The sequence below is a fragment of the Flagellimonas alvinocaridis genome (assembly GCF_965248585.1).
Taxonomy (GTDB): Bacteria; Bacteroidota; Bacteroidia; order Flavobacteriales; family Flavobacteriaceae; genus Flagellimonas; species Flagellimonas alvinocaridis.
Window position 1 is genome coordinate 1,255,712 of sequence record NZ_OZ252111.1, and the last position, 22,338, is coordinate 1,278,049.

Annotated in this window: 22 protein-coding genes and 1 tRNA gene; 10 read left to right on the top strand and 13 right to left on the bottom strand. The window is 38.5% G+C overall.

Going from position 1 to position 22,338, the window contains the following annotated elements; genetic code table 11:
- Nucleotides 1-71: 71 nt before the first annotated feature.
- From ACP14V_RS05710 to mobB, 6 genes are all read left to right on the top strand, one after another.
- Nucleotides 72-145 (top strand) — tRNA-Pro (locus ACP14V_RS05710).
- Nucleotides 146-371: 226 nt separating this feature from the next.
- Nucleotides 372-1,595, top strand: coding sequence for a site-specific integrase (locus ACP14V_RS05715; RefSeq protein WP_272609711.1), 1,224 nt, complete (start codon nucleotides 372-374; stop codon nucleotides 1,593-1,595).
- A 109-nt stretch (nucleotides 1,596-1,704) separates the two neighbouring features.
- On the top strand, nucleotides 1,705-2,535 hold the full coding sequence (locus ACP14V_RS05720) for a DUF695 domain-containing protein (protein WP_272609712.1): 831 nt from the start codon (nucleotides 1,705-1,707) through the stop codon (nucleotides 2,533-2,535).
- A 150-nt stretch (nucleotides 2,536-2,685) separates the two neighbouring features.
- Nucleotides 2,686-3,240 carry a hypothetical protein gene (locus ACP14V_RS05725; RefSeq protein WP_272609713.1) on the top strand — a complete coding sequence of 185 codons (555 nt, stop codon included), beginning with the start codon at nucleotides 2,686-2,688 and terminating at the stop codon, nucleotides 3,238-3,240.
- A 497-nt stretch (nucleotides 3,241-3,737) separates the two neighbouring features.
- Nucleotides 3,738-4,322, top strand: a complete 585-nt coding sequence (locus ACP14V_RS05730; RefSeq protein ID WP_272609714.1) for a BfmA/BtgA family mobilization protein — start codon at nucleotides 3,738-3,740, stop codon at nucleotides 4,320-4,322.
- Between the two features lie 5 nt (nucleotides 4,323-4,327).
- Nucleotides 4,328-5,350, top strand: coding sequence for a MobB family relaxase (mobB, locus tag ACP14V_RS05735; protein ID WP_272609715.1), 1,023 nt, complete (start codon nucleotides 4,328-4,330; stop codon nucleotides 5,348-5,350).
- Nucleotides 5,351-5,537: 187 nt separating this feature from the next.
- Here mobB and ACP14V_RS05740 read toward each other — a convergent pair whose 3' ends face one another.
- Nucleotides 5,538-5,924 (bottom strand): helix-turn-helix domain-containing protein, encoded by a 387-nt coding sequence (locus ACP14V_RS05740; protein ID WP_272609716.1) that lies wholly within the window; start codon nucleotides 5,922-5,924, stop codon nucleotides 5,538-5,540.
- Between the two features lie 144 nt (nucleotides 5,925-6,068).
- Between ACP14V_RS05740 and ACP14V_RS05745 the strand changes: the two genes are divergently transcribed.
- Genes ACP14V_RS05745 through ACP14V_RS05760 form a run of 4 tightly spaced genes read left to right on the top strand, consistent with a single transcriptional unit; the run spans nucleotide 6,069 to nucleotide 8,332 of the window.
- On the top strand, nucleotides 6,069-7,292 hold the full coding sequence (locus tag ACP14V_RS05745; RefSeq protein ID WP_272609717.1) for a HEPN domain-containing protein: 1,224 nt from the start codon (nucleotides 6,069-6,071) through the stop codon (nucleotides 7,290-7,292).
- A complete protein-coding gene (locus ACP14V_RS05750) occupies nucleotides 7,279-7,626 on the top strand; it encodes a hypothetical protein (protein ID WP_272609718.1) in 348 nt (115 codons plus the stop codon). Before ACP14V_RS05745 ends, ACP14V_RS05750 begins: the two co-directional genes overlap by 14 nt.
- 4 nt (nucleotides 7,627-7,630) lie before the next feature.
- On the top strand, nucleotides 7,631-7,978 hold the full coding sequence (locus ACP14V_RS05755) for a hypothetical protein (protein WP_272609719.1): 348 nt from the start codon (nucleotides 7,631-7,633) through the stop codon (nucleotides 7,976-7,978).
- 30 nt (nucleotides 7,979-8,008) lie between these two features.
- Nucleotides 8,009-8,332 (top strand): hypothetical protein, encoded by a 324-nt coding sequence (locus tag ACP14V_RS05760; protein ID WP_272609720.1) that lies wholly within the window; start codon nucleotides 8,009-8,011, stop codon nucleotides 8,330-8,332.
- 75 nt (nucleotides 8,333-8,407) lie between these two features.
- Here the strand turns inward: ACP14V_RS05760 and ACP14V_RS05765 are convergent, their stop codons facing one another.
- The 12 genes from ACP14V_RS05765 to ACP14V_RS05820 all read right to left on the bottom strand — a co-directional run bounded on the left by ACP14V_RS05765 (nucleotide 8,408) and on the right by ACP14V_RS05820 (nucleotide 22,308).
- Nucleotides 8,408-9,268: a carboxypeptidase-like regulatory domain-containing protein gene (locus ACP14V_RS05765; RefSeq protein WP_272609721.1), complete on the bottom strand. Its 861-nt coding sequence runs from the start codon at nucleotides 9,266-9,268 to the stop codon at nucleotides 8,408-8,410.
- A gap of 9 nt (nucleotides 9,269-9,277) precedes the next feature.
- Nucleotides 9,278-10,189, bottom strand: coding sequence for a hypothetical protein (locus ACP14V_RS05770; protein ID WP_272609722.1), 912 nt, complete (start codon nucleotides 10,187-10,189; stop codon nucleotides 9,278-9,280).
- Nucleotides 10,190-11,079: 890 nt separating this feature from the next.
- A complete protein-coding gene (locus ACP14V_RS05775) occupies nucleotides 11,080-11,844 on the bottom strand; it encodes an HlyD family secretion protein (RefSeq protein WP_272609723.1) in 765 nt (254 codons plus the stop codon).
- Nucleotides 11,834-14,026, bottom strand: a complete 2,193-nt coding sequence (locus ACP14V_RS05780) for a peptidase domain-containing ABC transporter (RefSeq protein WP_272609724.1) — start codon at nucleotides 14,024-14,026, stop codon at nucleotides 11,834-11,836. The genes ACP14V_RS05775 and ACP14V_RS05780 overlap by 11 nt, the downstream gene beginning before the upstream one ends.
- Nucleotides 14,027-14,551: 525 nt before the next feature.
- Nucleotides 14,552-16,183 (bottom strand): vitamin K epoxide reductase family protein, encoded by a 1,632-nt coding sequence (locus ACP14V_RS05785; RefSeq protein ID WP_272609725.1) that lies wholly within the window; start codon nucleotides 16,181-16,183, stop codon nucleotides 14,552-14,554.
- A 432-nt stretch (nucleotides 16,184-16,615) separates the two neighbouring features.
- The gene (locus ACP14V_RS05790) at nucleotides 16,616-16,963 is read right to left on the bottom strand and encodes a hypothetical protein (protein WP_272609726.1); all 348 of its coding nucleotides are present in this window, start codon (nucleotides 16,961-16,963) and stop codon (nucleotides 16,616-16,618) included.
- 71 nt (nucleotides 16,964-17,034) lie between these two features.
- A complete protein-coding gene (ric, locus tag ACP14V_RS05795; protein WP_272609727.1) occupies nucleotides 17,035-17,763 on the bottom strand; it encodes an iron-sulfur cluster repair di-iron protein in 729 nt (242 codons plus the stop codon).
- 51 nt (nucleotides 17,764-17,814) lie between these two features.
- On the bottom strand, nucleotides 17,815-18,249 hold the full coding sequence (locus ACP14V_RS05800) for an RrF2 family transcriptional regulator (RefSeq protein ID WP_272609728.1): 435 nt from the start codon (nucleotides 18,247-18,249) through the stop codon (nucleotides 17,815-17,817).
- A gap of 145 nt (nucleotides 18,250-18,394) precedes the next feature.
- On the bottom strand, nucleotides 18,395-19,594 hold the full coding sequence (locus ACP14V_RS05805) for a hypothetical protein (protein WP_272609729.1): 1,200 nt from the start codon (nucleotides 19,592-19,594) through the stop codon (nucleotides 18,395-18,397).
- A gap of 29 nt (nucleotides 19,595-19,623) precedes the next feature.
- Nucleotides 19,624-20,406 carry an ABC transporter permease gene (locus ACP14V_RS05810; RefSeq protein ID WP_272609730.1) on the bottom strand — a complete coding sequence of 261 codons (783 nt, stop codon included), beginning with the start codon at nucleotides 20,404-20,406 and terminating at the stop codon, nucleotides 19,624-19,626.
- Nucleotides 20,399-21,112, bottom strand: a complete 714-nt coding sequence (locus ACP14V_RS05815; RefSeq protein ID WP_272609731.1) for an ABC transporter ATP-binding protein — start codon at nucleotides 21,110-21,112, stop codon at nucleotides 20,399-20,401. Before ACP14V_RS05815 ends, ACP14V_RS05810 begins: the two co-directional genes overlap by 8 nt.
- The gene (locus ACP14V_RS05820; protein WP_409557934.1) at nucleotides 21,109-22,308 is read right to left on the bottom strand and encodes a nitrous oxide reductase family maturation protein NosD; all 1,200 of its coding nucleotides are present in this window, start codon (nucleotides 22,306-22,308) and stop codon (nucleotides 21,109-21,111) included. The genes ACP14V_RS05815 and ACP14V_RS05820 overlap by 4 nt, the downstream gene beginning before the upstream one ends.
- Between the last annotated feature and the right edge of the window lie 30 nt (nucleotides 22,309-22,338).

Below are 22,338 nucleotides of genomic sequence, written 5' to 3' on the forward strand. Positions count from 1 at the left end.
TGTTTTTCTTTTTTAATTTCAGGAATTGGCAAGGTAATATCTGTAAAATTTATATTTTTGCATTCCGTTTTCGGGATGTGGCGCAGTCTGGTAGCGTACACGCATGGGGTGCGTGTGGTCGCTGGTTCGAATCCAGTCATCCCGACTTAACCTTTTCAAGTAAAATCAAAACACTGTTAATCTTATGATTTTCAGTGTTTTGTGTTTTTAAGCATATCGTTTGAATTCATTTAAAACCATCTAAAATCATATCAAGCGTGTTCCCATCGGGAGCAAACACTTACAGTTCTTGTTGTAACTTTAAATGACTTTTAGAACCATTTTTCTTGTGTTTTGACTTTCACAGTATTAACACTCTAAAAGGTTGCAACATGCAGAAAAACAATCGTTTAACAATCAATTTCTTTACAAGAAAGCACAAGGTACAATCCGATAACCGGATTGTCTATTGCAGGATCACCATCGATGGTGAGCGCACCGATTTTAGCATAAATCGGGAAATCAAAACCAATTTATGGGACAATAGCCGTAAAAGGGGCAAGGGATTTTCCAATTATGTCATCTCCCTTAACAAGTATCTGGACCAAATTTATACAGGCTTACATGAGGCCCATAGGCTATTGATGGCAGAAGAAAAAGTAATCACTCCACTATCTATCAAAGCAAGATTTTTTGGGGAAGATGAGGGCGGAAAAACATTGAAACAATTGATTGCCTACCACAATGGAACCATGCATACTTCTTTACGTCCGGGAACCAGAAAGAACTACCACATCACAGAACGATGCGTGGGCCTATTTTTAAAAGAAGAATATGGGCTAGAGGATATAAAACTCAAAAAATTGAATTATCGTTTTATATCGGACTTTGAGCAGTACCTAAGAAAGTACAGACCATCTACACGAACCAAATGCACCAATAACGGAGCCATGAAACACATGGAACGGCTTAAGAAAATGTCAAGGTTGGCCGTTCGGTTGGATTGGATAACAAAAGACCCTTTTGAAAACTATAAACTGCGTTTTGAGAAAACCGAACGGGAATATTTGACAAAACGGGAATTGAAATTGATAGAAGAGACCACGTTCACAAAAGATGGAGTTGAGAAATGCAAGGATGTGTTTCTCTTCTCGTGCTATACTGGCCTATCCTATATCGATGTGAGGGCATTGACCCCAGACCACCTACTTAAAGGAATAGATGGCAATGAATGGTTGTTTACCAAAAGGATAAAGACGGACGAAAAACTTAAAATCCCCTTACTTCCACAGGCAATGGAGATCATCAAGAAATATGAAGACTCGCCTGAAAGAAAAGTGATGAAAGTCCTACTACCTGTTTACAGCAATCAAAAGGTCAATTATTACCTAAAGGAAATCTGTAAAGCCTGTAAGATTTACAAGAAAGTGACATTCCATACTGCAAGGCACACTTTTGCAACAACGGTAACCTTGTCCAATGGAGTGCCTATAGAAACCGTCTCAAAGATGTTGGGACATACTAAACTAACCACCACCCAAATTTATGCAAGGGTCTTGGAAAAAAAAGTCGGTGAAGATATGATGATATTGGTTAAAAAAATGGAAGGCAAGTAAAGCTCTCCAGTAAGAATTAATCAAATTCATCGATTTTATTCGAATTTAGGAGTATATAGATGTATTTTACATTCATATAACCTAGTTACCCACAAGTTGAAAAAAGCAAATGCGAAAAATATTGACCGTAATACTGATAATGGGATTTTTAAGTAAATTATTCGGACAGACAGAAAAGAAATCTGACTACCAGCCAGATTGGACTTTTTACTTTTCAAACGTAAATGACAAATTGAGTTCTATAGCGACCGACTTGAACTTAATCAACATTGCACCAGTAAGTGGTCAGGATAATGTTGTCTATGTTTCGATTAAAATGCCAAATCCAAGAGAAGATGGACTTTCAAGTAATGATGATGCTGACGACTTATGGAAAATCGAAGATGAAATAATAAAAGCATTTGAGGGTAATAAACTCAATTACACTTTTGCGGGTCGCTTGACCTCAGACGGATTTAGAGACCTTTACTTTTTCGGAGAAAACACGATTCTTATGGAAAAACAAGTTTCCTCGACAATGACAGCATTTTCAAAGTACGAATTTGATTTTGGGCATAAACCAGATAAAGAATGGAGTGGATATTTTGATTTTTTATATCCTTTGCCAAGACAAATGCAAGTAATTCAAAACAGACGTGTTCTTGAACAACTTGAAAAAGGTGGAGACAACTTGACCCAATCAAGAGAAGTTTTCCATTGGATTTATTTTAAGACACAAAATGAACTCGACCAATTTGAGAGTTTTACGAACGGTTTAGGGTTTGAAACGAAAAATAAAGGTAAAACCGAACAGCCCAATGAGTATAAATTTGTCATTTCTATTTCAAGAGTTGACAAAGTTGGATATGACGAAATTGACGAGTACACTTTAGAACTATGGGAAAAAGCCCAAGAACTAAATGGTGATTATGACGGATGGGAAACTTCGATAGAAAAATAAGAAAACCTGTGGATAATAATGTATAAAAAAATAGGCGGAATTATTAGTAAAATAAGGGCTTTTGGCTCGTATCAAACTTTGTTCTCAACCGAAAGTTTGGTGCATCAAAACCGCCTACCTTTCATATACTATACGTTGGCATCAATTTAAATGAACCTAGAAAAAGACAGTTTTATAAAATACTTCTCTGTAAATCGGAATCAGTATAATGACCCCAAGTTGGAACAAGAAAGCGGCCTGGTAACTCTTGTAAACAAGGGATTTGATAAAATGAATTTGATTGGGAATCTTTTTATAGTGGTTATTGTTCCAATTATTATAACTATTGTAATTACCAATAAACAATTACCGAAATCGACGAATTTTTATCTAATCGGAATTGCAACGGTATGGTTTATTGTAACCTTTTATAAACGAGTCCAAAAAATCGTAGCTAATAATAATGTCATTATTGATCTTGAAAAAAGATTGGTTATAATCGAACCGCAAGATTATTTTCGGAATAACATTATGAAAACCAAGAGACGAAATATTTCCTTCAATTCAATTCGTAGCATAAAAACTAAATCAAGAAATTACGATAAATTTAATTCAGGATTTAGATTGGTTTTAAATCATGGAAATGAAGAAGTTACCTTGGTGGACATTTGGACTAAAAAATTGGGAACTGAACTGAGTCAATTTGTACAAAAACTAGTTACCTAAGACGAATAATAACAATGTTTATCGGATTTGAATTTTGCTACATAGGCACATTCAATTGTCAAACAAACTCTCATTTTAGAAAAAATCTCTATAAGTGAAGTATAAACAAGAAATGGATAAAATTGGTTATCTTTAAAAGTGTCTTTGAACACAACAGTACGGCAATAATTATATGATTTGACTTTCCAAAAGTCCGTACAAACCAAAGAATATTTATTGGGCAGCTGATTTTCAATCATGCTGTATTCATTGGTCCCGCTTGCGGGACGAAGGGAATAGCAAGAGGGTGATGCGCAAATTGCGCCATCACGGTTGTTTTCGGGTCTTCAACAAGTTGAAAACCAGTTGATTGAACGGATTTTGGAATACTGTGCAAAATCAGGGGCTTCAGTAGACTTTTCCGAAATCTACAGTAAACCCTTTGGGAAGCCCTGTAAACACTGGAAATTTTTGACGAAAAAATTGACGCAATTTCACTAAAAAATAAAATACGGCCCATGGAAAAGAAATCAACAAACGGTAATACAAAGAAAGGGACAGGCGGTTATTCCAATATCACCGTAAAGAAGGAAACGGCCATACGCTTTCGCAGTTATTCCAAAAGGTTCAACAAATCGCATAGTGAGGTATTGGACGGGATGATACATTACTTCAATGAGAACAACCTTGACCCATTTGGGGAGGGAACAAAGATAATTCTTGACAGTATAAAAAAATTGGAGGTGAAGATGATGAAGAAATTCGATAGGCTCATCGCCATTATCAAGAACATGGAAAAGACCAGTATCCGGCCCACCTATGAAATGATGTTGATTCTTTACGAGACCTATGTAAAGGATGGTAGGAAACCTAAACGTGAACCCGTTAAGTTACAGGAAGAGCGAAAGGATTTTCTGGAGCCAAGAAACACCGTTCCGAAAACAGAGCACGATAGAATGCTGCAAGAATTCAATAGATATAAAAAGCACTGCAATGAAATCCTCAACAATGTGGAGAAAGTGGAGCCGATGATGGGAAAGCCATATCTAAAGATCAATATGGGCATCGGGGATTTTGAAAGCCTGAAACATCGATTAAAATAACGCTCATGTACCTTACCATCTCAGCACAGAAAATGGGCAGTACCTACAACTCCAGTGTGGGGAACTATGTGGACTATCTGGAAAAGGAAAACGAGGATAGGTCGCCCGAACTCAGGGAGGAGTTCTTTGACCAAGAGAACGACAGCGTAAGCCCTCAAACGGTCATCGATGAAATAGATGCCAATACGGCCAAACTGAGGCAGAAAGACCCGAAATTCTATTCCATAGTGGTCAGCCCCAATAAAAGGGAATTACAGGCAATTGGAAATGATCCAAACATACTCAGGGAATACACCAGGAAACTCATGGAGGACTATGCCAAGAGTTTCCATAGGAACCAAGAAGTAAAGGCGGAGAATTTAAAGTATTATGCCAAAATCGAACATGAGCGCACCTATCGGGGCACAGACAAACAGGTCCAGGAGAATGCTCCATACCGAGGGGAGATAGCAAGGCTCAGGAACGAGATACGGAAAGTGGAACGGGGCGAATCCATCGGGAATGTCAAGGAGCTTGAAAAAAGGATAACTGAGCAAACAAGGTTGGCCCCGCACAAACAGAACGGACAATTGGTGGCCGCAGGGATGCAGAAAGAAGGGCCACAGACCCATATCCATATCATAGTGAGCAGAAGGGATGTGACCAACACCTATACGCTTTCCCCAATGGCAAAGCACAAGGCTTCGGAAGTAGAACTGAACGGAAAGACGGTCAAGAGAGGATTTGATAGGGACAGTTTTTACCAAGCAGCGGAGAAGACCTTTGACAGGACAACGGGCTTCAAAAGGAACTATGTGGAATCCTATGTTGGGAGAAAGGCCCATGCCAAGGAACCGGGGAAATTCTTTGCCAAAGTGATGGGACTACCTACCAAGGAAAAGGACATGGCCTTTAAACTCCTTAAGACAATGGGAGTAAAGGCTCCCAGTATCCCAACCAATAAAGTGCAGATGGCTGCCAAGATCATCAAGGCACTTGGAAGGGGCATTGATAAGGCAAGGGGCACAGGCGAGGACATGGGCTACTGAGATCCAAAAGTAGGTTGCGCCCTATCGTGTTTTTGCTTCACGCTTATCTACCAGAACACTACAAAAACCCGATAGGATCCATGCGCAAAAGTTGGGGGTAAGAATTTGGGACGCTTGCAGCACTTCACTGTGTTCCGTTCGCCTTTTAAAAGGACTTTTATAAGAATATTTGATTTAGAGAATTTGGCTATTTCTTGTCCAATAGCTTTTCCAAGTAGGTAACCTTATCTTTTTCAGCCTGAACAAGACGCTCATAAAGCTCAACTACCTTATCCAGTGGGTTGAAAGTGCAATTGCTATTATAAACTTGCCCAGTACTGTTATCATAAAAATTACTGAAGTAGTTGAAGATTGCATCTTCGGAAAAGTTCTCGATACTTTCTTTTGACACACCAAGAGCCTTGGCAATCTCTTCCAACTTAACATCGTCCACCTTTTCACTGTTCTCAATGTTGGAAACGGCCTGTTGGCTGATGCCCAATTCTTCGGCAAGGGTTTCTTGTTTCATTCCACGGAGTTCCCTTATCCTACTGATTTTTCTGCCTATATGGTTGTTCTTGGTCTTTGTCTGCATATCTCAAATATAGGGTGTTTCCCACAATAATCCGATTGTAAAATACAAAACAGTTTCAATAAAGTACAAGTGTTTATGGTGGGGTACTTGGGAATGTGGCCTTAATATGGTCTGTGATTCTTGAACCTTTTAAATCACGAACCTATGGAACACCATACAAACATACCTGAAAACTTTGAAAGAGCGGAGGAACTCTCCAATTTGATTGACAACACCCTGAACATGATCACCATTGATGCGATCTTTTTATCAAGAAAACAAATAGAGGGCGATTCCACTTATCATATCCTTACACTCTTTACAGATGTCGATAATGACCCAATCCCCAAGGAGATACTATCATTGGTGTCAAAGCTGGGGAAAGAACATCCTGATTTCAGGATCAGGGTCTATACCGAGGAACAGTCCGAGATAGGTCTTTCGCGTGGGTCACTCTATTTCTTGGAACATTGTTGCCTTGGGATTACGGTATATGCTCGTCTCGAAGGGGCAAACCTTTTGGACTATCCTGAAATGACCCTGACCAACATCATCAAAAGGACTACACGCTTCTATGATTCGGAAATAAAGAAGGTCAAAGCCTTCGCCAATATTGCTGACATACTAATAAAGGAAGGGGACTATGCCATTGCCACCTTCAACATGCACCAAGCCTTTGAGCTTGGATTCCGCTTCATAGAGCAGATGTGTATTGGAAGGAGCAAGGTGACCCATAGCATCATTAGCCATATCAACTATTGCAAACATTACTTTCCAACGATTATTCCGTTTTCCAAAACTTTGGAATTGGACAACAATGAACTGCTGCTGCTGTTGGAACACGCCTATAGTGTAGCACGTTACGGCAATGAATTTGAGATTGACAAGACCCAGGCCCATACCATCCAATCCGAACTAAGGGAATTTATTGAAAAGGTGCAAGCCGTTTATATTAGGCACTATGACCATTGTAAGCATAGGATTGAGGGTGAGGAGGATTCCACCGATGAAGCCCAAACTGAAGCCTATAATAATGGGGATGAACCTGAAGAATCCCTATGGGGAAAACTGAAAGATTGGGAGGAAGAACACTTTATAACTCTGATGTCCTTTAACGGACACAAGACCATAGACATCACCACAGAGGGTTATTTGGACTCTTCATTCATGATTTCCAATTTGATAAAAGTATGTATTACGGCAATGGAATCCGATCTGCTTTCAAATAGGGTGGTTCCAGAACCGGAGCATAATATACGTGAAGTGCTTGGATATGTATTGGATATGATACCCCATGATGAGATGAGATTTCTTGATAAGATCAGCAAACTGCTTTCGGAACCAAAATACAATCATGAATCCAAAATAGCATACTATGAAGAAGAATAAAAAGCTAAAGACCTTGGAAGAGATTCAACAGTTGAGGAACAATCTTTCAGGACTGTTGGGGAACAAAAAATCCATAGACCCCAAGGGTAACTATGTGTCCTTTGAGGTCAGGGACAATAACCATCTTTTGATGCAGATCATAAGTCTTTTGGAAGTCTGCGTTTTCGCCCTTGATGGAGAGGGAATGATGTTGTCCCCTGATAACAAAAATGCATCCAAAGAGGATAGTGTTACCCAAGTATTGGAACTGGTATTGAGCATTCTTCCAGATAGCCAAATGTACTTTATGGACAAACTGGACGAAAAACTATCGAAACTGGAAAACAAAAAATGAATCCATGAACCCGAACGAAGAAAAGCTCATAAAGGATTTAAGATTCCACGGGAACGACCATAGCCCAACATTGGTTCCCCATCCATGGTTCAAGGGCAAGTTCCAACCCACATTCTTTTACCTTGACGGTCATGCCGATCTATTGTTGACCGTTCGCGCATTGATATACCTTTCCATGAGGGCAATAAATCCAGAGTTAGGCACGGACGATGTAATGGACAGGAACGAAGAGGAATTCATCCATCAGGCCATGACCATAGCCAATCGGTTGATGCCGGTAGGAGAAGAAGCTTTGATGGACCACTTGAACCTATTTTATAGGGAAGAAAAGAAAGCCAAAGAAGAGGACTGATTTAATAAAACAACAAATAAGGGGACAGCTATGAAAAAGAGCAAAAAGGAATTGAAGAAACTAATGGAATCCGCAAGATATAAGTTGGAGGTACTGGAGCCTACCAGTCTACAAAAAGGTAAGTTCAGACCATCCTTTGTTTTATTGGATGGCTACTTGGATCTTTTTGATACCATAGAAGCATTGATCAATGTTTGTATCTTGGCTACCCAAGGAGACCCTTATTCCCCACCACACGTAAAACAGCCGGGAGAGGATATACGTAAGACATTGGAACTTGTCACACAACTTTTGCCTTTTGAAGAAGGGGAGTTCTTGGATGAGGTGAACCAACTTTTGAAGAAAGAGGGTTGATGATTTGTTTTCTTAAAAGTAGCGAATTTATTTCAGGAGATGAGCAATGATTTATGGCCGGTTACTATACATTATTTAATTTGTCAGTTTTATATTGACAGCTATATTTCCATTACTCCCAAGGAAGTTTTTCATTTCCAATGGGGGAATCCACCTACCTCCATATCCAAACCAAGTATTTTTTTCTTGTTCTTTTCTTTCCATGCCGATTGCAGGCTGAAGTATTTCAATCTTGGATGTTCTATTAAAACTCTTATTTTCGTTTAAATTAAGCCTATCTACAATAACGAAAAAACCATTTTTGGGAAATAGAATTTTTTCTTTTTTCAAATCAACTGTTATCTCATTTATACCGTTTTTGGATTTAAGGATTAAGTTTTCGGTCAATCCCTTTTGGGACGGCTCCCCATTAGGGCCAACCTCCACCAATCTTATGCGAAAAACAACATCTTCCTTTTTCGCGTTAAGCGTAATTAAACTGATTTGACCAAGAAACGGGGTCTTCTGGCAATCTTCTATATAATCGTAAAACCTGGCCAAAGAGTAATGTCCATTGTTGTACCAATTTCTATTTTTTTTGATTTTTTCAAAAGATATTATTGAGGATTCCTTGGTGTTATCCATGGGAATTACGACTACCTCGTCCAATTCATGGATTTCTGGCTTCAAGACAATTATATTTTCCTTGTTGGCAGGCATTTCCATGGTAGAATATCCCAAACAGGAAATGTGTAAGGTGTCACCAATTTTAGCTTTTTCTATTGTGAATTTTCCATCACTACCTGTCGTTGCTCCAATAAGTTTGTTTTTCAACCAAACGTTGACATAAGGAATGGCGTTACCGTTTGCCCCATCTCTCACCGTGCCGTAGATTTGGCAAAATGTCAAATTGGAAAAGAAATAGGCAATTATCAACATGTACATTTTATACCCCATGGATAGTGCTTATTTGTAAAGGTCGTTCAAGTAATCTTTTTTCCCGTCAATTCTTTCATAAATTAAGTCTAAAGAGCGGTTTTCATTGATTTTGCCCTTAATTGAATTATTGTCAAATGAGCCACCTATCAACGATGTCATCCCGAAATTCGTAGGGCTATCAAGATATATTGTAATCTTTTTATCGTCCAATATATACTTGCCCATATAAAGAGTGTCCTCAATAGATAGCACAAACTGGTTATTGTGCTCGATGAACATCATGGGTTCGTTACCAATCTTTCCTTTGCCTAGGTCAATTATTGAATCATTTATTCTAATTGATTGTATTTTGAAAGAACCTGTTACATCCTCATCGACGATATATTTTGACTTTGTGTGGAATGAAAATAAAAAATAGGAAACCGACAACGTTACAAGGAAGAAATAAGGGAACAGTCTGGAAAATTTAGTTTTCGGTTGGGTCATTGGTTTATTCATTCTACCGCCGAGTTCGATAAAGAATTTATAGACATCCTTTCGATAACCTAGCAACAAAATCAAGACGATGATTAAATCTTCAGCAATGTGCCATACTGCAAAATAAACATCAAACTCAATGTTCAAGATCAAAATGTTAATACAAAGCCCCAAAGCGAGCAACAATCCGATGAGTCGGGTTCGATTGAACAGAATTAATCCCCCAATCAAAAACTCTACTAAACCGATAAATAAATTGTAATTGTACGATCTGCCGAAAAACGACCACATATGTTTTAGTTTGGAAATTTCCACAAGCGGTGTATAGGATTCCCAATGCAACATCCTGAATTGCATGAAAAGGATTTTTGGTATGGCAAAACAAATCATTTTTGCCGATAGATAGTAAATTACCAAGTATTTGAGTAATTCCAGTATTTTTTTAAGATTAGGATTTTTCATTCTTTGTTTGGTTCAAATACTCAAATTATCGGGTCAATATGTGTGGTAACTTGTTTATATACCTACCTACCTTTATTAAGTATATACCACCAGAACAGTTAGTAATGCCCATATTTCGTAATTTATGACTCATTTTAGTTTTCAACGACTTATTTAACTTTTATGTAATATAAGGATAACTAAAGGCCATCAATTTGGTTACTGATACTATTCTCTTTTACAGAGGTATAATTCATTTAGTTATAGGGATTATTGAACTACAAAGGTTATTGATATAGATTTGCCATTTTCACTTTTCATTAAAAGTGGTTTAAACTATTGAACTATAGATTGATCTTAGGAATAAAAGTTAAGCTTTTTAAAGTTGAAATGAATAGATTGAATATTATTAGTATTTTTAGGTCTAGTTAAGCACGTGAAAATTGTATTTAAAAGTCGTTTTTTGCTTTCCGTGTTCTTAACGGGAATACCTTCAAGATTGCAGTTGTAATACAATGATTTACAATCACATAAGATTTAGTCGATGATTCAGTCATCCCGACAAAAAAGCTAGATTAAAAATCTAGCTTTTTTTATTTAGTTCCTTCCTATAAAGGTTAAATGGAGTTTGATAATGATGAATTGAGGTGGCTTGTATTTTCGGCATATCATTTTAAATCATATAAAGGTGTTTTTGTCAGGATCAGACCATTACACATATGTTATAATTTTAAGATGATTTCTTCAAGCAATTGATCGCTTACCACAATGAAACATACACACTCCTTTAAGATTGTAAATGAGAAAGAACTGATGCATCACAGAACGTTGTACAGGCTTATTTAAAAAAATACCAAACCTACAAATTGAAAAAAGAAATACTGGATACAATTTTATAGAGCTTGTTTGGATTACATATTAAAAATATTTCTTAGCTGATAGAAAAAGCGTTCTATTAACCTTAAATCTTCGACAATTATTTCAGCTTTTCCTGTAGTGCCGGGCATATAACTGATTTCTTTATCAGAAATGGTGGCAAGTCTCTCTCCTATTTTTACTTCAACTGAAAGAAACCCATCTTGGTCTGGCATAGTACCGATGCGCTGTACTGTACTTTCAATGATATCATTCTTCAGCATTATATCTTCCGATAAATAAATTCTGACCTGTTGCCCCTTTCTGATTTTTGCTATTTGGTTCATGGGAACTTTAAGTTTTCCAATATACGGACCATGATCCGTGGGCATGATTGTGAACAGCAAATCTCCTTGTTTTACATGGCGCCCAATTTTCCAAAAATCTACAAAATGAATCTGTCCAGACATATTGGATGTCAGCATCATGTCTGCCCCATCATTAGTGATCATTCCCAGTAAATCTCCAGAATTGACCCTGTCCCCATCTTGAATATTAAGCTTTAAAAATGTACCATCAATATCTGCATAAAGGTTTTCTGTAGGTACTGTTGTACTCAAAGCAACCTCACAAGTAACAGTATTTGGGTATTTGATAAAATAAGAAATTATAAATACCCCGATAATCAAAAAAAAAATCAGCGTATTTCCACAACGAATCATCCAATTGGGGACTAGGCCTAATATTTCTTGCACTGCGGAGCTTCGCAATGCAATTGACTTCTCATCTGTGTGTTTGTTTTCCATTCTATCAATTTCCAAGTTCCAATTGGTTTTTCACCAAATTGTAATAGCTGCCTTTTTGCTTTGTCAACTCTTTATGATTACCTATCTCAACGATTTTACCATTATCCAGAACTACGATTTGAGATGCATTTTTTACTGTACTTAGCCGGTGGGCAATAATGACAACCGTCTTATCCACAAAAAATCCATCAAGGTTTTCCATGATCTTTTTTTCATTGTTGGCGTCCAAAGCAGATGTGGCTTCATCGAAAAATAGAAAGTCTGGGTTTTTATAAACTGCCCTTGCAATTAATAAGCGTTGTTTTTGACCAGTGCTTAGACCAGTTCCCTCCAATCCTATTTTTGTATTGAAACCTAAAGGAAGACCTGCAATGTAGTCTTGTATGTTTGCAATCTTTACCGAGTTCCGTAATCGTTTTTCGTCTATCATGTCGGCGCCAACAGCAATGTTTTGGGCAATGGTATCATTAAAAATATAACCTTCTTGCATAACCACGCCACAGTGTTCCCGCCATACTTTTTGTGCCATCTTGTTTAGATTATTGCTTCCGATACTAATTTTGCCTGAATTTGGTTCGTAAAATCGTAAGAGCAATTTCATTAAGGTAGTTTTACCACTTCCACTTACTCCAACTATCGCTGTTATTTTGTTGGCCGGTATAGTTAAATTTAGATTCTTTAAAACTGGGTCAAGTCCTCCCAAATAGCGAAAGGAAACATCCACTAATTTTAAATCGGCGTTTTTGGGCAAATGCAATATTTTCTTTTCACTGGTATTTTCTTCATCCTCCAAATTGTGGATTTCACCCAAGCGATTAAGCGAAATCTTGGCGTCCTGAACATCCCTGAAAAAGCCAATCATCTGGGAGACAGGCGCATTTAGTTGTCCAACAATATAGGAGATGGCCACCATCATCCCCAATGTGATTTCACCATCAATAACCAATTTAGCTGAGAGTACAGTAATAAGAATGTTTTTCAACTCATTAATAAATGATGAGCCCACAGTTTGGGTTTGCTCTAGAGCCAAACTCTTCATTTCAACCCTGAACAAACGTGCCTGAACATATTCCCAATTCCATCTTAAACGGCGCTCGGCGTTATGAAGTTTTATTTCCTGCATGCCATTGATTAATTCCACTACTTTGCTCTGTTCTTTGCTTAGCTCCGAAAAGCGTTTGTGATCTAGTTCTTTTCTTTTTTTAAAAAAGAACAACACCCATCCAAAATAAAGACAACTGCCTAAAAGGAAAATTGCAAAAATCTGTAGGTTGTAATAGGCCAGAACAAATCCGAATATGAAAAAATTGACCATGGAGAATAATACGTTTAGAGAGGAAGTGGTCAATAGTTTTTCAATACGTTTATGGTCCCCTATTCTTTGCATGAGGTCTCCCGTCATCTTAGAATCAAAAAAGGCCATGGGGAGGTTCATCAATTTTATGAAGAAGTCTGATACCAAGGAGATATTTATTCGCGTACTTAAATGCAATAAAATCCATCCGCGTATTACTTCAAGTGCCGTTCTACCAAGAAATAAGAATAGCTGTGCAAACAAGATGAGATAAATAAAATTGATATCCTGATTTTGAATGCCGACATCAACAATGCTTTGGGTCAAAAAGGGAACTATTAGTTGAAGTAAACTACCTGCCAGTAAACCTATGGCCAATTGCAGAATAAATTTTTTGTACTTTATTAAATAGTGCGATAAAAACGAAATGTTGAATTTCTCCTTTCTTTCATTCTTTTTTTCATGGTCATAAAACGTGGCAGTCGGTTCGATCAACAATGCAACACCTTCTTCGGTATTGATATCTGCATTGCTGCCAATCCATAATTTGATAAACTCCTCAGTTTCATAGTTAATTAGACCATAGGCAGGGTCGGAGATATAGGTTTTATGTTTTTTGATTTTATAGAGTACCACAAAATGTTCTTCTTTCCAATGCAGAATACAGGGCAAAGGAACATCGGCCAACTTATTGTAGCTCAATTTTACGCCTATACTATGAAAACCCAATTTTTCCGCTGCTTCCCCAAGCCCTAATAAACTGCTGCCTTCTCTGGTTGTCTCGGCCCAATCCCTTAAATTCTGAATGCCAATATCTCTGCCATAATGTTTTGCTATCATCTTAAGGCAGGTAGGACCACAGTCTTTTTGTTCTGCTTGTTTAAAGAATGGGAATTTTGCCATAGATCAAGTGGGCATATAATTGTGGAAATGTGTAAGGGTGAATTTCTAGGAATGAACCATATATTAAACTAAAGTCATCTAACTGGTATAGGGTCATGGATTTATTGTCTAAAATGCAAAATAGATAGGTCAAGAATTTCTTCTTGACCTATTTTCGCAATAAGAATATAGCACAGTACCAATTCTTAAGAGCATATGATTACCATGGCATACACCCTGAACTTAGACATGTTCCTGGGCATGATTTATGACACCCATAAAAACAATTGTCACCAAGAGATTTGCCGGCACATTCGTTACCAGGCACGCATGCTGCACTACCTCCATTAATGGCTTTTTGGGCTGTTCTTCCCAGGGTTTTTACACCAGTTAAACTTGCTAACTTTTTCATTTTAAATAATATTTAAATTAAATTGGCCCTGAACATTTAATGACACTCAAGGTTTGTGTCCATCTTTCGCGAAAAGATATTGTTCCCTCAGCGCTGCTTTTCCGCATGCAATTGCGGAAAAGTACAGGCTTTGGTTATGAATTTATTAGTTCTGTATTCTCTTCAACGGCACTTAAATCATTGGTGCTTTCAGTAAGATCTTCGATAAAGTAAGAGATGTCGGTACGCTGGTATTCTTTTGGAAATTCTTTTCCATTGATATAGACAGCGGGCGTAAAATGCACTTCTTTTTCAATACACCATTGTTGTTGCTCATGTAAAATGGTAGAATAGTCCTCATGATTAATAGGTTCGCCCCAGTCCAGCAACCATTTTGGTAGATCGGAATCTTCAGCATAGGCCTCTCCCATAGCTTTTAGAAGTGTTTCCACAGATTGGGTTTCATACAGCTCCAAAAGTCTAGAACATACCCTATTTCCAATATCTTCCTTTTCTTTGGCATTTACATTGAATCGTATAACAAGATTTATATCATCTGGATTTTTATCCAAAACCTTTTCAAGCTCCTTGTGGGCAGACTTACAATAAAAGCACTGAGGGCTCGTCACCAAGAGAATACTAACATTGGCGTGAACATTGCCAAGTACGATTTCCCTACCTGCGAAAGTTGGTAGATTTGGTTCTAGGTGAACCCCTTTATTGAGGACGGATAGAAATAAATCAAAATTGCGTTTGAACTTATAGTGCTCAATTTTTAGTTTTCCTAGTTCATGTCTTCCATGTAAAAGAGGTCTGATGAATACCCAAATTGAAGTAGCTAATAAAAAGGAAAAAAGTGCAATAACACTATTGCCAAAATTCAGGGATATATCTTTAATTCCGGCGCCACCCATCAAAAAAGTCCCAAATTGGGTCCATAGAACTGCAACAATACCCAAACATAGAGGACACCATTTTTTAACTATAGTGTATTGATAGTATATAGAATAAAGGGTAACAGGAATTGTAAGTGTGGTAAGTAGGATAATAATCGAATTTGTTTTACCGAACGCCAAAACCAACAGCCAGGTTATGACCAAGCCTAAAAAATAAATGACACTCAAATCGCTCAATTTTAAAAAATTAAAAAGCGAAGCACCTTTGGAGTTTAGCACCTCATCGCAGCTAGTAGACTCACCATCACTACAAAACGCGTCCACTACCTTAGATTTGAAACCCAATTCGCGATTAACAATAAGAATACTGATTAGCAGTCCGGAAAGAGCAAGGCTTAGTTGTAATGCCTGAAGCCAATCTGGATTCCAGCCAATAAAGAATCCAATCAAAAGAAATCCTGTAAGTGAATAGATGGCATAAGAAAGTTTATTATTGGGTGCTTCATTTGAAAGTTTAGTATTCTCACCATCAATTTCCGCAGCCACAACGATGCCGCTCCAATCTTTCAAAAAATCGGTCGCATCCTTTATCTTCCTCTCCTTGTTTTCCAACAATAATTCAAATTTACTGCCAACCCTACTCACCATCATAAATTGTCTGTCTTGGGTCAAGGATATAAAATTATCGGGTGTTTGTTGCAGTGTGTACATATCAACAGGGACCTCCAATGCCAAATTTTTAATCCCCAAATGTGATAGTACTCCAGTGAGGGAATGTAGGCTTGGGTAAGAAGGATGGCTTAACAATTGAAACTTGAGCTCTTTTAAATTAACCTTAAAGTTTTCTTTTTTAAGAAAATTCTTAAGAATAAAGAATAGGGTGTTTTCCATAGCAATAAGGCTTGGTGATTAAATGATAAATCATACTAAATAGATTACACTAAATATAGTAATTTACTCAAAATAAGTAGGATATAACTTTCATTTTTATCAATTTAATAACGCAGGCCTACCTACATACTATATGGATATGTAAGATTTTAGGCTATAGACCGTGGAGGACTTTTGCCATGGATTTATACGTATTAAGTTGGATGATAAACGAATTGCAAAGGGTATGGGGATGATTTGCGAGTAGATATTCCCCGTTATGGGACGATGTATAGAATAGAAAATAGAAGAGCAAAACAAATCGGCTCAAGCTATTCTCCTTTTGTCCGTCCTAACTGAAACTGGGTTCCCATTATAGATACCCAATGATCCAAGTGATATGGTCCATATTGTCTGAATGGCTTGAGCCGCACTTCTAGGTTGCCGAACAGATTAAATTATCTGGAAAAGAATGACCAAGGTGCTAAATGCTACACTAAGTATTAATATATTAAAAGTGGTTAAAGGTTTTAATTGGGCGAGTACGGCACCATTGAAGGCCATACAAAAAATGGTGACAAAAAAGAGCAGGACCATTTTAGGAATCATGGCCATTTCCGATATTAAAAGCGCCATGGCGGCAGCTGAACCTAGGCAACTTTGGCCTATGATGGCTATGGTCGCATAGCCCATTTGACCTTTTTTGAATTCTAGGAACAGGCGCTTATGGAATTTTTTCAATTTACTGGATTTTTGATCAGTTCCAGAATGGGTCATGGGTATTGTTGATGAATGTTTCATGTTGATGGTGTTCACGGCTCACTCCCTTGAGTGCATGGTGTCTTTTAATGGAGCTTTTCGCCATTTTTTAATCATTTGGAAAGCAGTTTTTTCTCCATGGCTTCTGCCTTTGGGAAAAGAATGTTGTTTTCCAAATGGATGTGCCTGTGCAGATCATCCTCAAACTCTTGCAAGAGTGAGAATGTTACCCGATAGGTGTTGCAGGCATCCGTAGGGGGTGTGTAATCTTGGCTCAGCGCTGCAATTTTACGGAAACGTTCCCCTTCGTTGTCGTGCTCCTGCATCATCATTTGAATAGGATTGCGTACCGTACCAAAGTGAGGAGCTTCCAAGGTTTCACGATCAGCAAAGCCTTCAACCATTTTACGAACCCAAGGGAAGAGCACAAGTTCCTCTTTTTTCATATGCATGGCCAGTTCCCCTGCCGATGCTTTAAAATGTTCAAATATTTCAAACAATTCTGGGTGGCGTTCCCCGTGTACCCTGCAGAGCTTGTCCAAATATTGATTGAGTATAGGAATGTGCTCTTCTACATAGCGATGGTGCTTCTTTTCAATATAATCGACAAGTAAGTCCAAAGGCCAGGACGCAACATCGGGCTGATCCCCTTGGTTTTTGTCTTTGATTATATCCAACTCTTCGTGCAAAGCCTCTAAGTTTAATCCCTTTTTGGAGGCGACCTCAGATAGGGTTCGATTTCCTTTGCAACAAAAATCTATTTTGTGCGCTTTAAAGACCTGGGCAGTCCTGTAGTCATCCGCTACCATTTGCCCAATAGTTTTTTCCAAAGTACTGTTCATAGTTTCAATTTTTAATTCGGATAAATTTATCCTTTATTAATTCAAATTTTTTTATCGTTTCAAATAGGTCAATCCCACTTCCAAACCTGTGGCGAGTTCGTACAGACTTGTACTTTGTAGCATGGTCCTTAAATTGGATCTAACATCTACGAACTTGTCGTGTAGGGGACAGGGTTTGTCTGCATTGCACTCCTTTAGACCCAATCCGCACCCCACATAGATTTTATCTCCATCAATGGCCTTCACTATCTTGCTTAGTTTTACGGTATCCATTGCTTCACGCTCAATTTCAAATCCACCTGTTGGACCTTTTACGGAATCTACAATATTGTTCTTGGTGAGCTGTTGAAGGATTTTGGCGGTAAATGCCATGGGAGAATCAATTTCCTCAGCAATTTCATTGACGCTTACACGTCTGCCATCCAAAGATTGCAGCGCAATGTACACCGCCGCCCGAATACCATACTCACATGCTTTTGAGAACATCTATTGCTGTTTCTTACGCTACAAAGATAGCGTTTAATTTAACTAGGACAAAATTGTCCTTTATTATTTTTTCTATCAGCACAACGCTAGACAAATCAAATGTAAACCATTACAAATATTAAATTCCTAGATTGTTTTAAAAAAATCATGGTTTGGTTCTATTATGAAATGCCATCAACACCAATCCCAAAAAAATAAATAAAGAACAAAGTGCTAAGGATGAGGTATATCCGCTAAAAACTCCCCATTGCTGCCAAGCCGAAAACCCTTTGAAGAAAATCAGGACTTCCGTAAGCAAGAATCCTACCATATAAAGTGCGCAGGATGATTTTGATACTCGTACCAAGCCAAAATAGTCCATAAAGAAGAACAGCCCAAAACTGATGACCCCCAAAAAGGTCAAGTGCAAATAACCAATGGTAAAGTCGAGGTACTTTGCCGCCAATAGGGCAAAGTAGGGAACAACGGTAATTAGTTGCAATGCTATCTTAATGCAGGTAAGCGCCACAACGGTATAGAGTAGCTGCCGTTGAAGGTTTGTTAAAGACAATTTTCCAATCCCGTTTTTGGTGTGTGCCCAATAAAGCAGAAAAGCAACAATCTGGGTAATTGCCCCAATTCCCCCAAGGAGATACATCCATGGTGATGGTTCTGTCCATAGGGTGGAAAGGAAAAAAGTAAAGATTATTCCGAAGTTGATCATTTTAAAAAAACGACCAAACCCTTTTTTGGGGATGATGTGTCCACGTTGCTCCAAAACAAACAGGAACAATCCTAGCAAGGCCAATAACATCCAACCATTGTACTGAAAGTGCAAGTAAAAATAGATGGACAAGCGGTACCAAATGGATTGGGCACCCAAAGTGTTCATAACAGCCCCCAAGACCCACGGTCCAAAGCTTGATATAACCATATAGATCAGTGCCGCTTTTACGCATTTTAAACCATTACTTTCTTTATGTATTGGTGCAATGTTCTTCCAGAAATAATAGGTGTAGGTATAGGATGCTATAAGGAATAGAGTGGAAAAAATAATGGAAAAGAGGGCATAACCTTGAAAGGGAAATGTAAGGAGCATCCCGATCAAAGTGGCTTGGGTGCCCCAAAAAATTCGTTGATAGGTGCTGTTGGATGCATTCTTGACAAAACAAAAATGGAGCAAAGTGGTCAAGGCCACATATACCCAGCCCAAAAGCGCAATATGCGAATGTGCATGAACTACATATTTGTAGTTGAAATCAAAGGAGAAAATAGGGAAGGAGCGAAGCAGTAAGCCCAATACCGCTGCAATGCTGAAGTACAATACAGCAATTCCAAGGTGTTGACGGTACAGGTTTTCTTTCATTTGATTTTATCAAAATCGCTATATCCGTGTTAAAAGTCCTTACGCTTTGCTTTATGCCCCAAACCAAGTATAGGCAATACTGTCCAAAGTAAAAGAATGGCCATGGATACCAAGAAGCCCAGATCAGTGCCGAAGAACTTCTTGAAAATGGCACCGGTGTAGCCCAATAGGGCAGAGATGTCCAATTTGAGCAGGATCAAGATACGGGAAAGATCAATGGGATTGAGCGCTGTGGCCACCAAAGAAAAAGTATCCAGTGGGTACTCCTCAAAAACGATGAGCGACATCAGGAACAACCCGTCATAGACCACGGCCAAAAAAAGCCATAACAGAACGGCATAGCCGAACCCCTTTATCTTGTTTTCGTTGGATATGGCAATGACAAAAGATAGCCCAACGAAAATAAAGGTCAAGAAAGCCCCTGTGACCAATAGCAGTGAAAAATCAAAAATGGCATTGCTCCGTAAGAGTCCATACAGAACAAATGGAATGCCCAGACCCAGCGCAAGACTCATGGTCAATGATCCAGCCACCCCAAAGTACTGTCCCATAAAAATGGACCTTCGGTTGATGGGCTGAGCCAATAAAAGTTCGGTGAATTCGCGGGAATTGTAATAGTACATCACCCCAAATATGGTGCCTATCAATGGAACCAATACAATGATCACATTCATCAAGGTGATTACAGCCTTGGAAACATCATTGTTCAAAAAAAGTAAAACAAATCCAAGAGCCAAGTAAAACAAAAAGTAAACGTAGCTCCAGCGGCTTCTAATAAGATCGTAAAAACTGTATTTCAATATTTTAAGCATGGCTTCCTATGGTTGTTATGGCCGCAATGGCATGTTCAAAATTGGTTTGTTCCGTTTGCTCCAAAAGCGTTTCAATACTCCCTTTGAAGTAGATTTCACCTTCCAGAAGATAAACAATCTCATCGGCCACCTCTTCCACGAACTGCATAATGTGCGAGGTGATCAAAATAGTCTTTCCTTGGGCCTTTTCTTTTTGAATCAGTTCCTTGAGCCGAATCAATGCCTTTGGATCTAGGCCAGTGGTAGGTTCATCAAGAATGATCAATGGACTGTCAAACATAAAGGTCAATACAATGTTCACTTTTTGTTTGGTGCCCCCGGATAAGGTGGACAGTTTTTTGTTTAGAAAGGGTTCCAGCCCAAACAGTGTAATAAGTTCTGTTTCATCAGCGGTACTGTTCCGAAGGTCCTTGATCATATGGATCAATTCTTTGACCTTGATGTTGGGTGGAAAGTTGGCAATCTGGGGAAGATAATTGATTTGCTTGCGGTACTTCCAATCCTTTTTAATGGGTTTCTCCAAAACCGTTATCTGTCCTTTATTTGGAATTACCATGCCCAAAATGCTTTTGATCAGTGTGGTCTTTCCTGAACCATTGGGACCTAGGATGGCATAAATATGGCCTTCGTCAATGGTAAGGTCCACTCCTTTTAACACTTGGTTCTTTCCAAATTTCTTGTGCAGGTCTTTTATTTCTATGGTCATGGTCGTATTTTCATTAAAGGTCGAATGTCTTTTAACTCATCCGGGGTGAATACTGGGGAAACCCGTTCGGAAAAATCTATGATATCCATAAACAAGCTTCGAAGTAGCACAATGGTCTCAGGGGTACGGTTCACTATGTAGGAAAACAATTTTACAGGCCTATAAGGTACATCGCCAACACCATCCTTGTCCAAATCATAGCCGGTATAACTGCTCCAAAAATTACCTTCAAAGACATTGTCGTTGAGTTTACTGTTGTATGAAATGTCAAAAGAATTGTACAGGAAATTGTTGCCCACAAAACTGTTGGTATAGCAAGCTCCGATCACTCGAATGGCCCAACCATTGTTGATGAAATCGTTATTGTGGTATTGAATGCGATTGGACCCCTCGATATTGATACCGATGGTATTTTCTTCGAAGGTGTTTCCGCTGATTTCCGCATCGTTAATCTCCTTCAAAAGCATGCCATAGGCGGCTGTTCCCCAATTTTTTTTGAAATTGTTGTTTTTCATAGTAATAAACTTGGAGAACATCACCGCGACTCCAGCTCCATTATTTTCAAAGGTATTGTTTGAATACACATCATTGTTCGAGAACATAAAATGAAGTCCATACCGAAGATTGTCCATACTGGTATTATCGGTAATGGTTATGCGGTCTGAAAACTCCAAATAGATACCATCCCTAGTACCTTGCACGTGGTTTTTGCTAACGTCCACATCCTTGGAATACCAAAGTTGGATGCCATTTCCCGAATTGTACTCGTCCACGGCCTGGCCAATAATCCTGTTGTGGTACACCTTGCCATGGGAAGATTTTTCCAGATAAATGCCAAAAAACAACTGTTCCAGCACCATATTCTGAATGAGGAAGTTTTTGCTCTGAACCACCCGTATGGCCGCATTGTCCTTGGTATAGCTTACCCCAACGTTAATAACAAAAAGGCCATCCAAGGTAACATTGTCCGAAGTAATCTTAAAAATCTCACCCTTTTTCTCTCCATCCACGATAGGATAGCCAATGCCCTTTATGACCAATGGTTTATCTACCAAAATCTCAAACTCTTTGTAGATGCCTTTTTCAATGCGTATGGTGTCATGATCAGCAGCACGCGCAATGGTTTCCTTAATGGAATTGTTCTCGCAGGCAGCACAAACAGTCCAGGTGTTTGCCATACCCATTTGAAAACCCATCAATAGAATACAACCCAAAATGAATTTTAT

Excerpts from the sequence above, each read along its gene's own strand:
- ACP14V_RS05715 (WP_272609711.1), top strand. The coding sequence starts at position 372 with ATGCAGAAAAACAATCGTTTAACAATCAATTTCTTTACAAGAAAGCAC.
- ACP14V_RS05720 (WP_272609712.1), top strand. The coding sequence starts at position 1,705 with ATGCGAAAAATATTGACCGTAATACTGATAATGGGATTTTTAAGTAAA.
- ACP14V_RS05725 (WP_272609713.1), top strand. The coding sequence starts at position 2,686 with ATGAACCTAGAAAAAGACAGTTTTATAAAATACTTCTCTGTAAATCGG.
- ACP14V_RS05730 (WP_272609714.1), top strand. The coding sequence starts at position 3,738 with ATGGAAAAGAAATCAACAAACGGTAATACAAAGAAAGGGACAGGCGGT.
- mobB (WP_272609715.1), top strand. The coding sequence starts at position 4,328 with ATGTACCTTACCATCTCAGCACAGAAAATGGGCAGTACCTACAACTCC.
- ACP14V_RS05740 (WP_272609716.1), bottom strand. The coding sequence starts at position 5,924 with ATGCAGACAAAGACCAAGAACAACCATATAGGCAGAAAAATCAGTAGG.
- ACP14V_RS05745 (WP_272609717.1), top strand. The coding sequence starts at position 6,069 with ATGGAACACCATACAAACATACCTGAAAACTTTGAAAGAGCGGAGGAA.
- ACP14V_RS05750 (WP_272609718.1), top strand. The coding sequence starts at position 7,279 with ATGAAGAAGAATAAAAAGCTAAAGACCTTGGAAGAGATTCAACAGTTG.
- ACP14V_RS05755 (WP_272609719.1), top strand. The coding sequence starts at position 7,631 with ATGAACCCGAACGAAGAAAAGCTCATAAAGGATTTAAGATTCCACGGG.
- ACP14V_RS05760 (WP_272609720.1), top strand. The coding sequence starts at position 8,009 with ATGAAAAAGAGCAAAAAGGAATTGAAGAAACTAATGGAATCCGCAAGA.
- ACP14V_RS05765 (WP_272609721.1), bottom strand. The coding sequence starts at position 9,268 with ATGGGGTATAAAATGTACATGTTGATAATTGCCTATTTCTTTTCCAAT.
- ACP14V_RS05770 (WP_272609722.1), bottom strand. The coding sequence starts at position 10,189 with ATGAAAAATCCTAATCTTAAAAAAATACTGGAATTACTCAAATACTTG.
- ACP14V_RS05780 (WP_272609724.1), bottom strand. The coding sequence starts at position 14,026 with ATGGCAAAATTCCCATTCTTTAAACAAGCAGAACAAAAAGACTGTGGT.
- ACP14V_RS05785 (WP_272609725.1), bottom strand. The coding sequence starts at position 16,183 with ATGGAAAACACCCTATTCTTTATTCTTAAGAATTTTCTTAAAAAAGAA.
- ACP14V_RS05790 (WP_272609726.1), bottom strand. The coding sequence starts at position 16,963 with ATGAAACATTCATCAACAATACCCATGACCCATTCTGGAACTGATCAA.
- ric (WP_272609727.1), bottom strand. The coding sequence starts at position 17,763 with ATGAACAGTACTTTGGAAAAAACTATTGGGCAAATGGTAGCGGATGAC.
- ACP14V_RS05800 (WP_272609728.1), bottom strand. The coding sequence starts at position 18,249 with ATGTTCTCAAAAGCATGTGAGTATGGTATTCGGGCGGCGGTGTACATT.
- ACP14V_RS05805 (WP_272609729.1), bottom strand. The coding sequence starts at position 19,594 with ATGAAAGAAAACCTGTACCGTCAACACCTTGGAATTGCTGTATTGTAC.
- ACP14V_RS05810 (WP_272609730.1), bottom strand. The coding sequence starts at position 20,406 with ATGCTTAAAATATTGAAATACAGTTTTTACGATCTTATTAGAAGCCGC.
- ACP14V_RS05815 (WP_272609731.1), bottom strand. The coding sequence starts at position 21,112 with ATGACCATAGAAATAAAAGACCTGCACAAGAAATTTGGAAAGAACCAA.
- ACP14V_RS05820 (WP_409557934.1), bottom strand. The coding sequence starts at position 22,308 with ATGGGTTTTCAAATGGGTATGGCAAACACCTGGACTGTTTGTGCTGCC.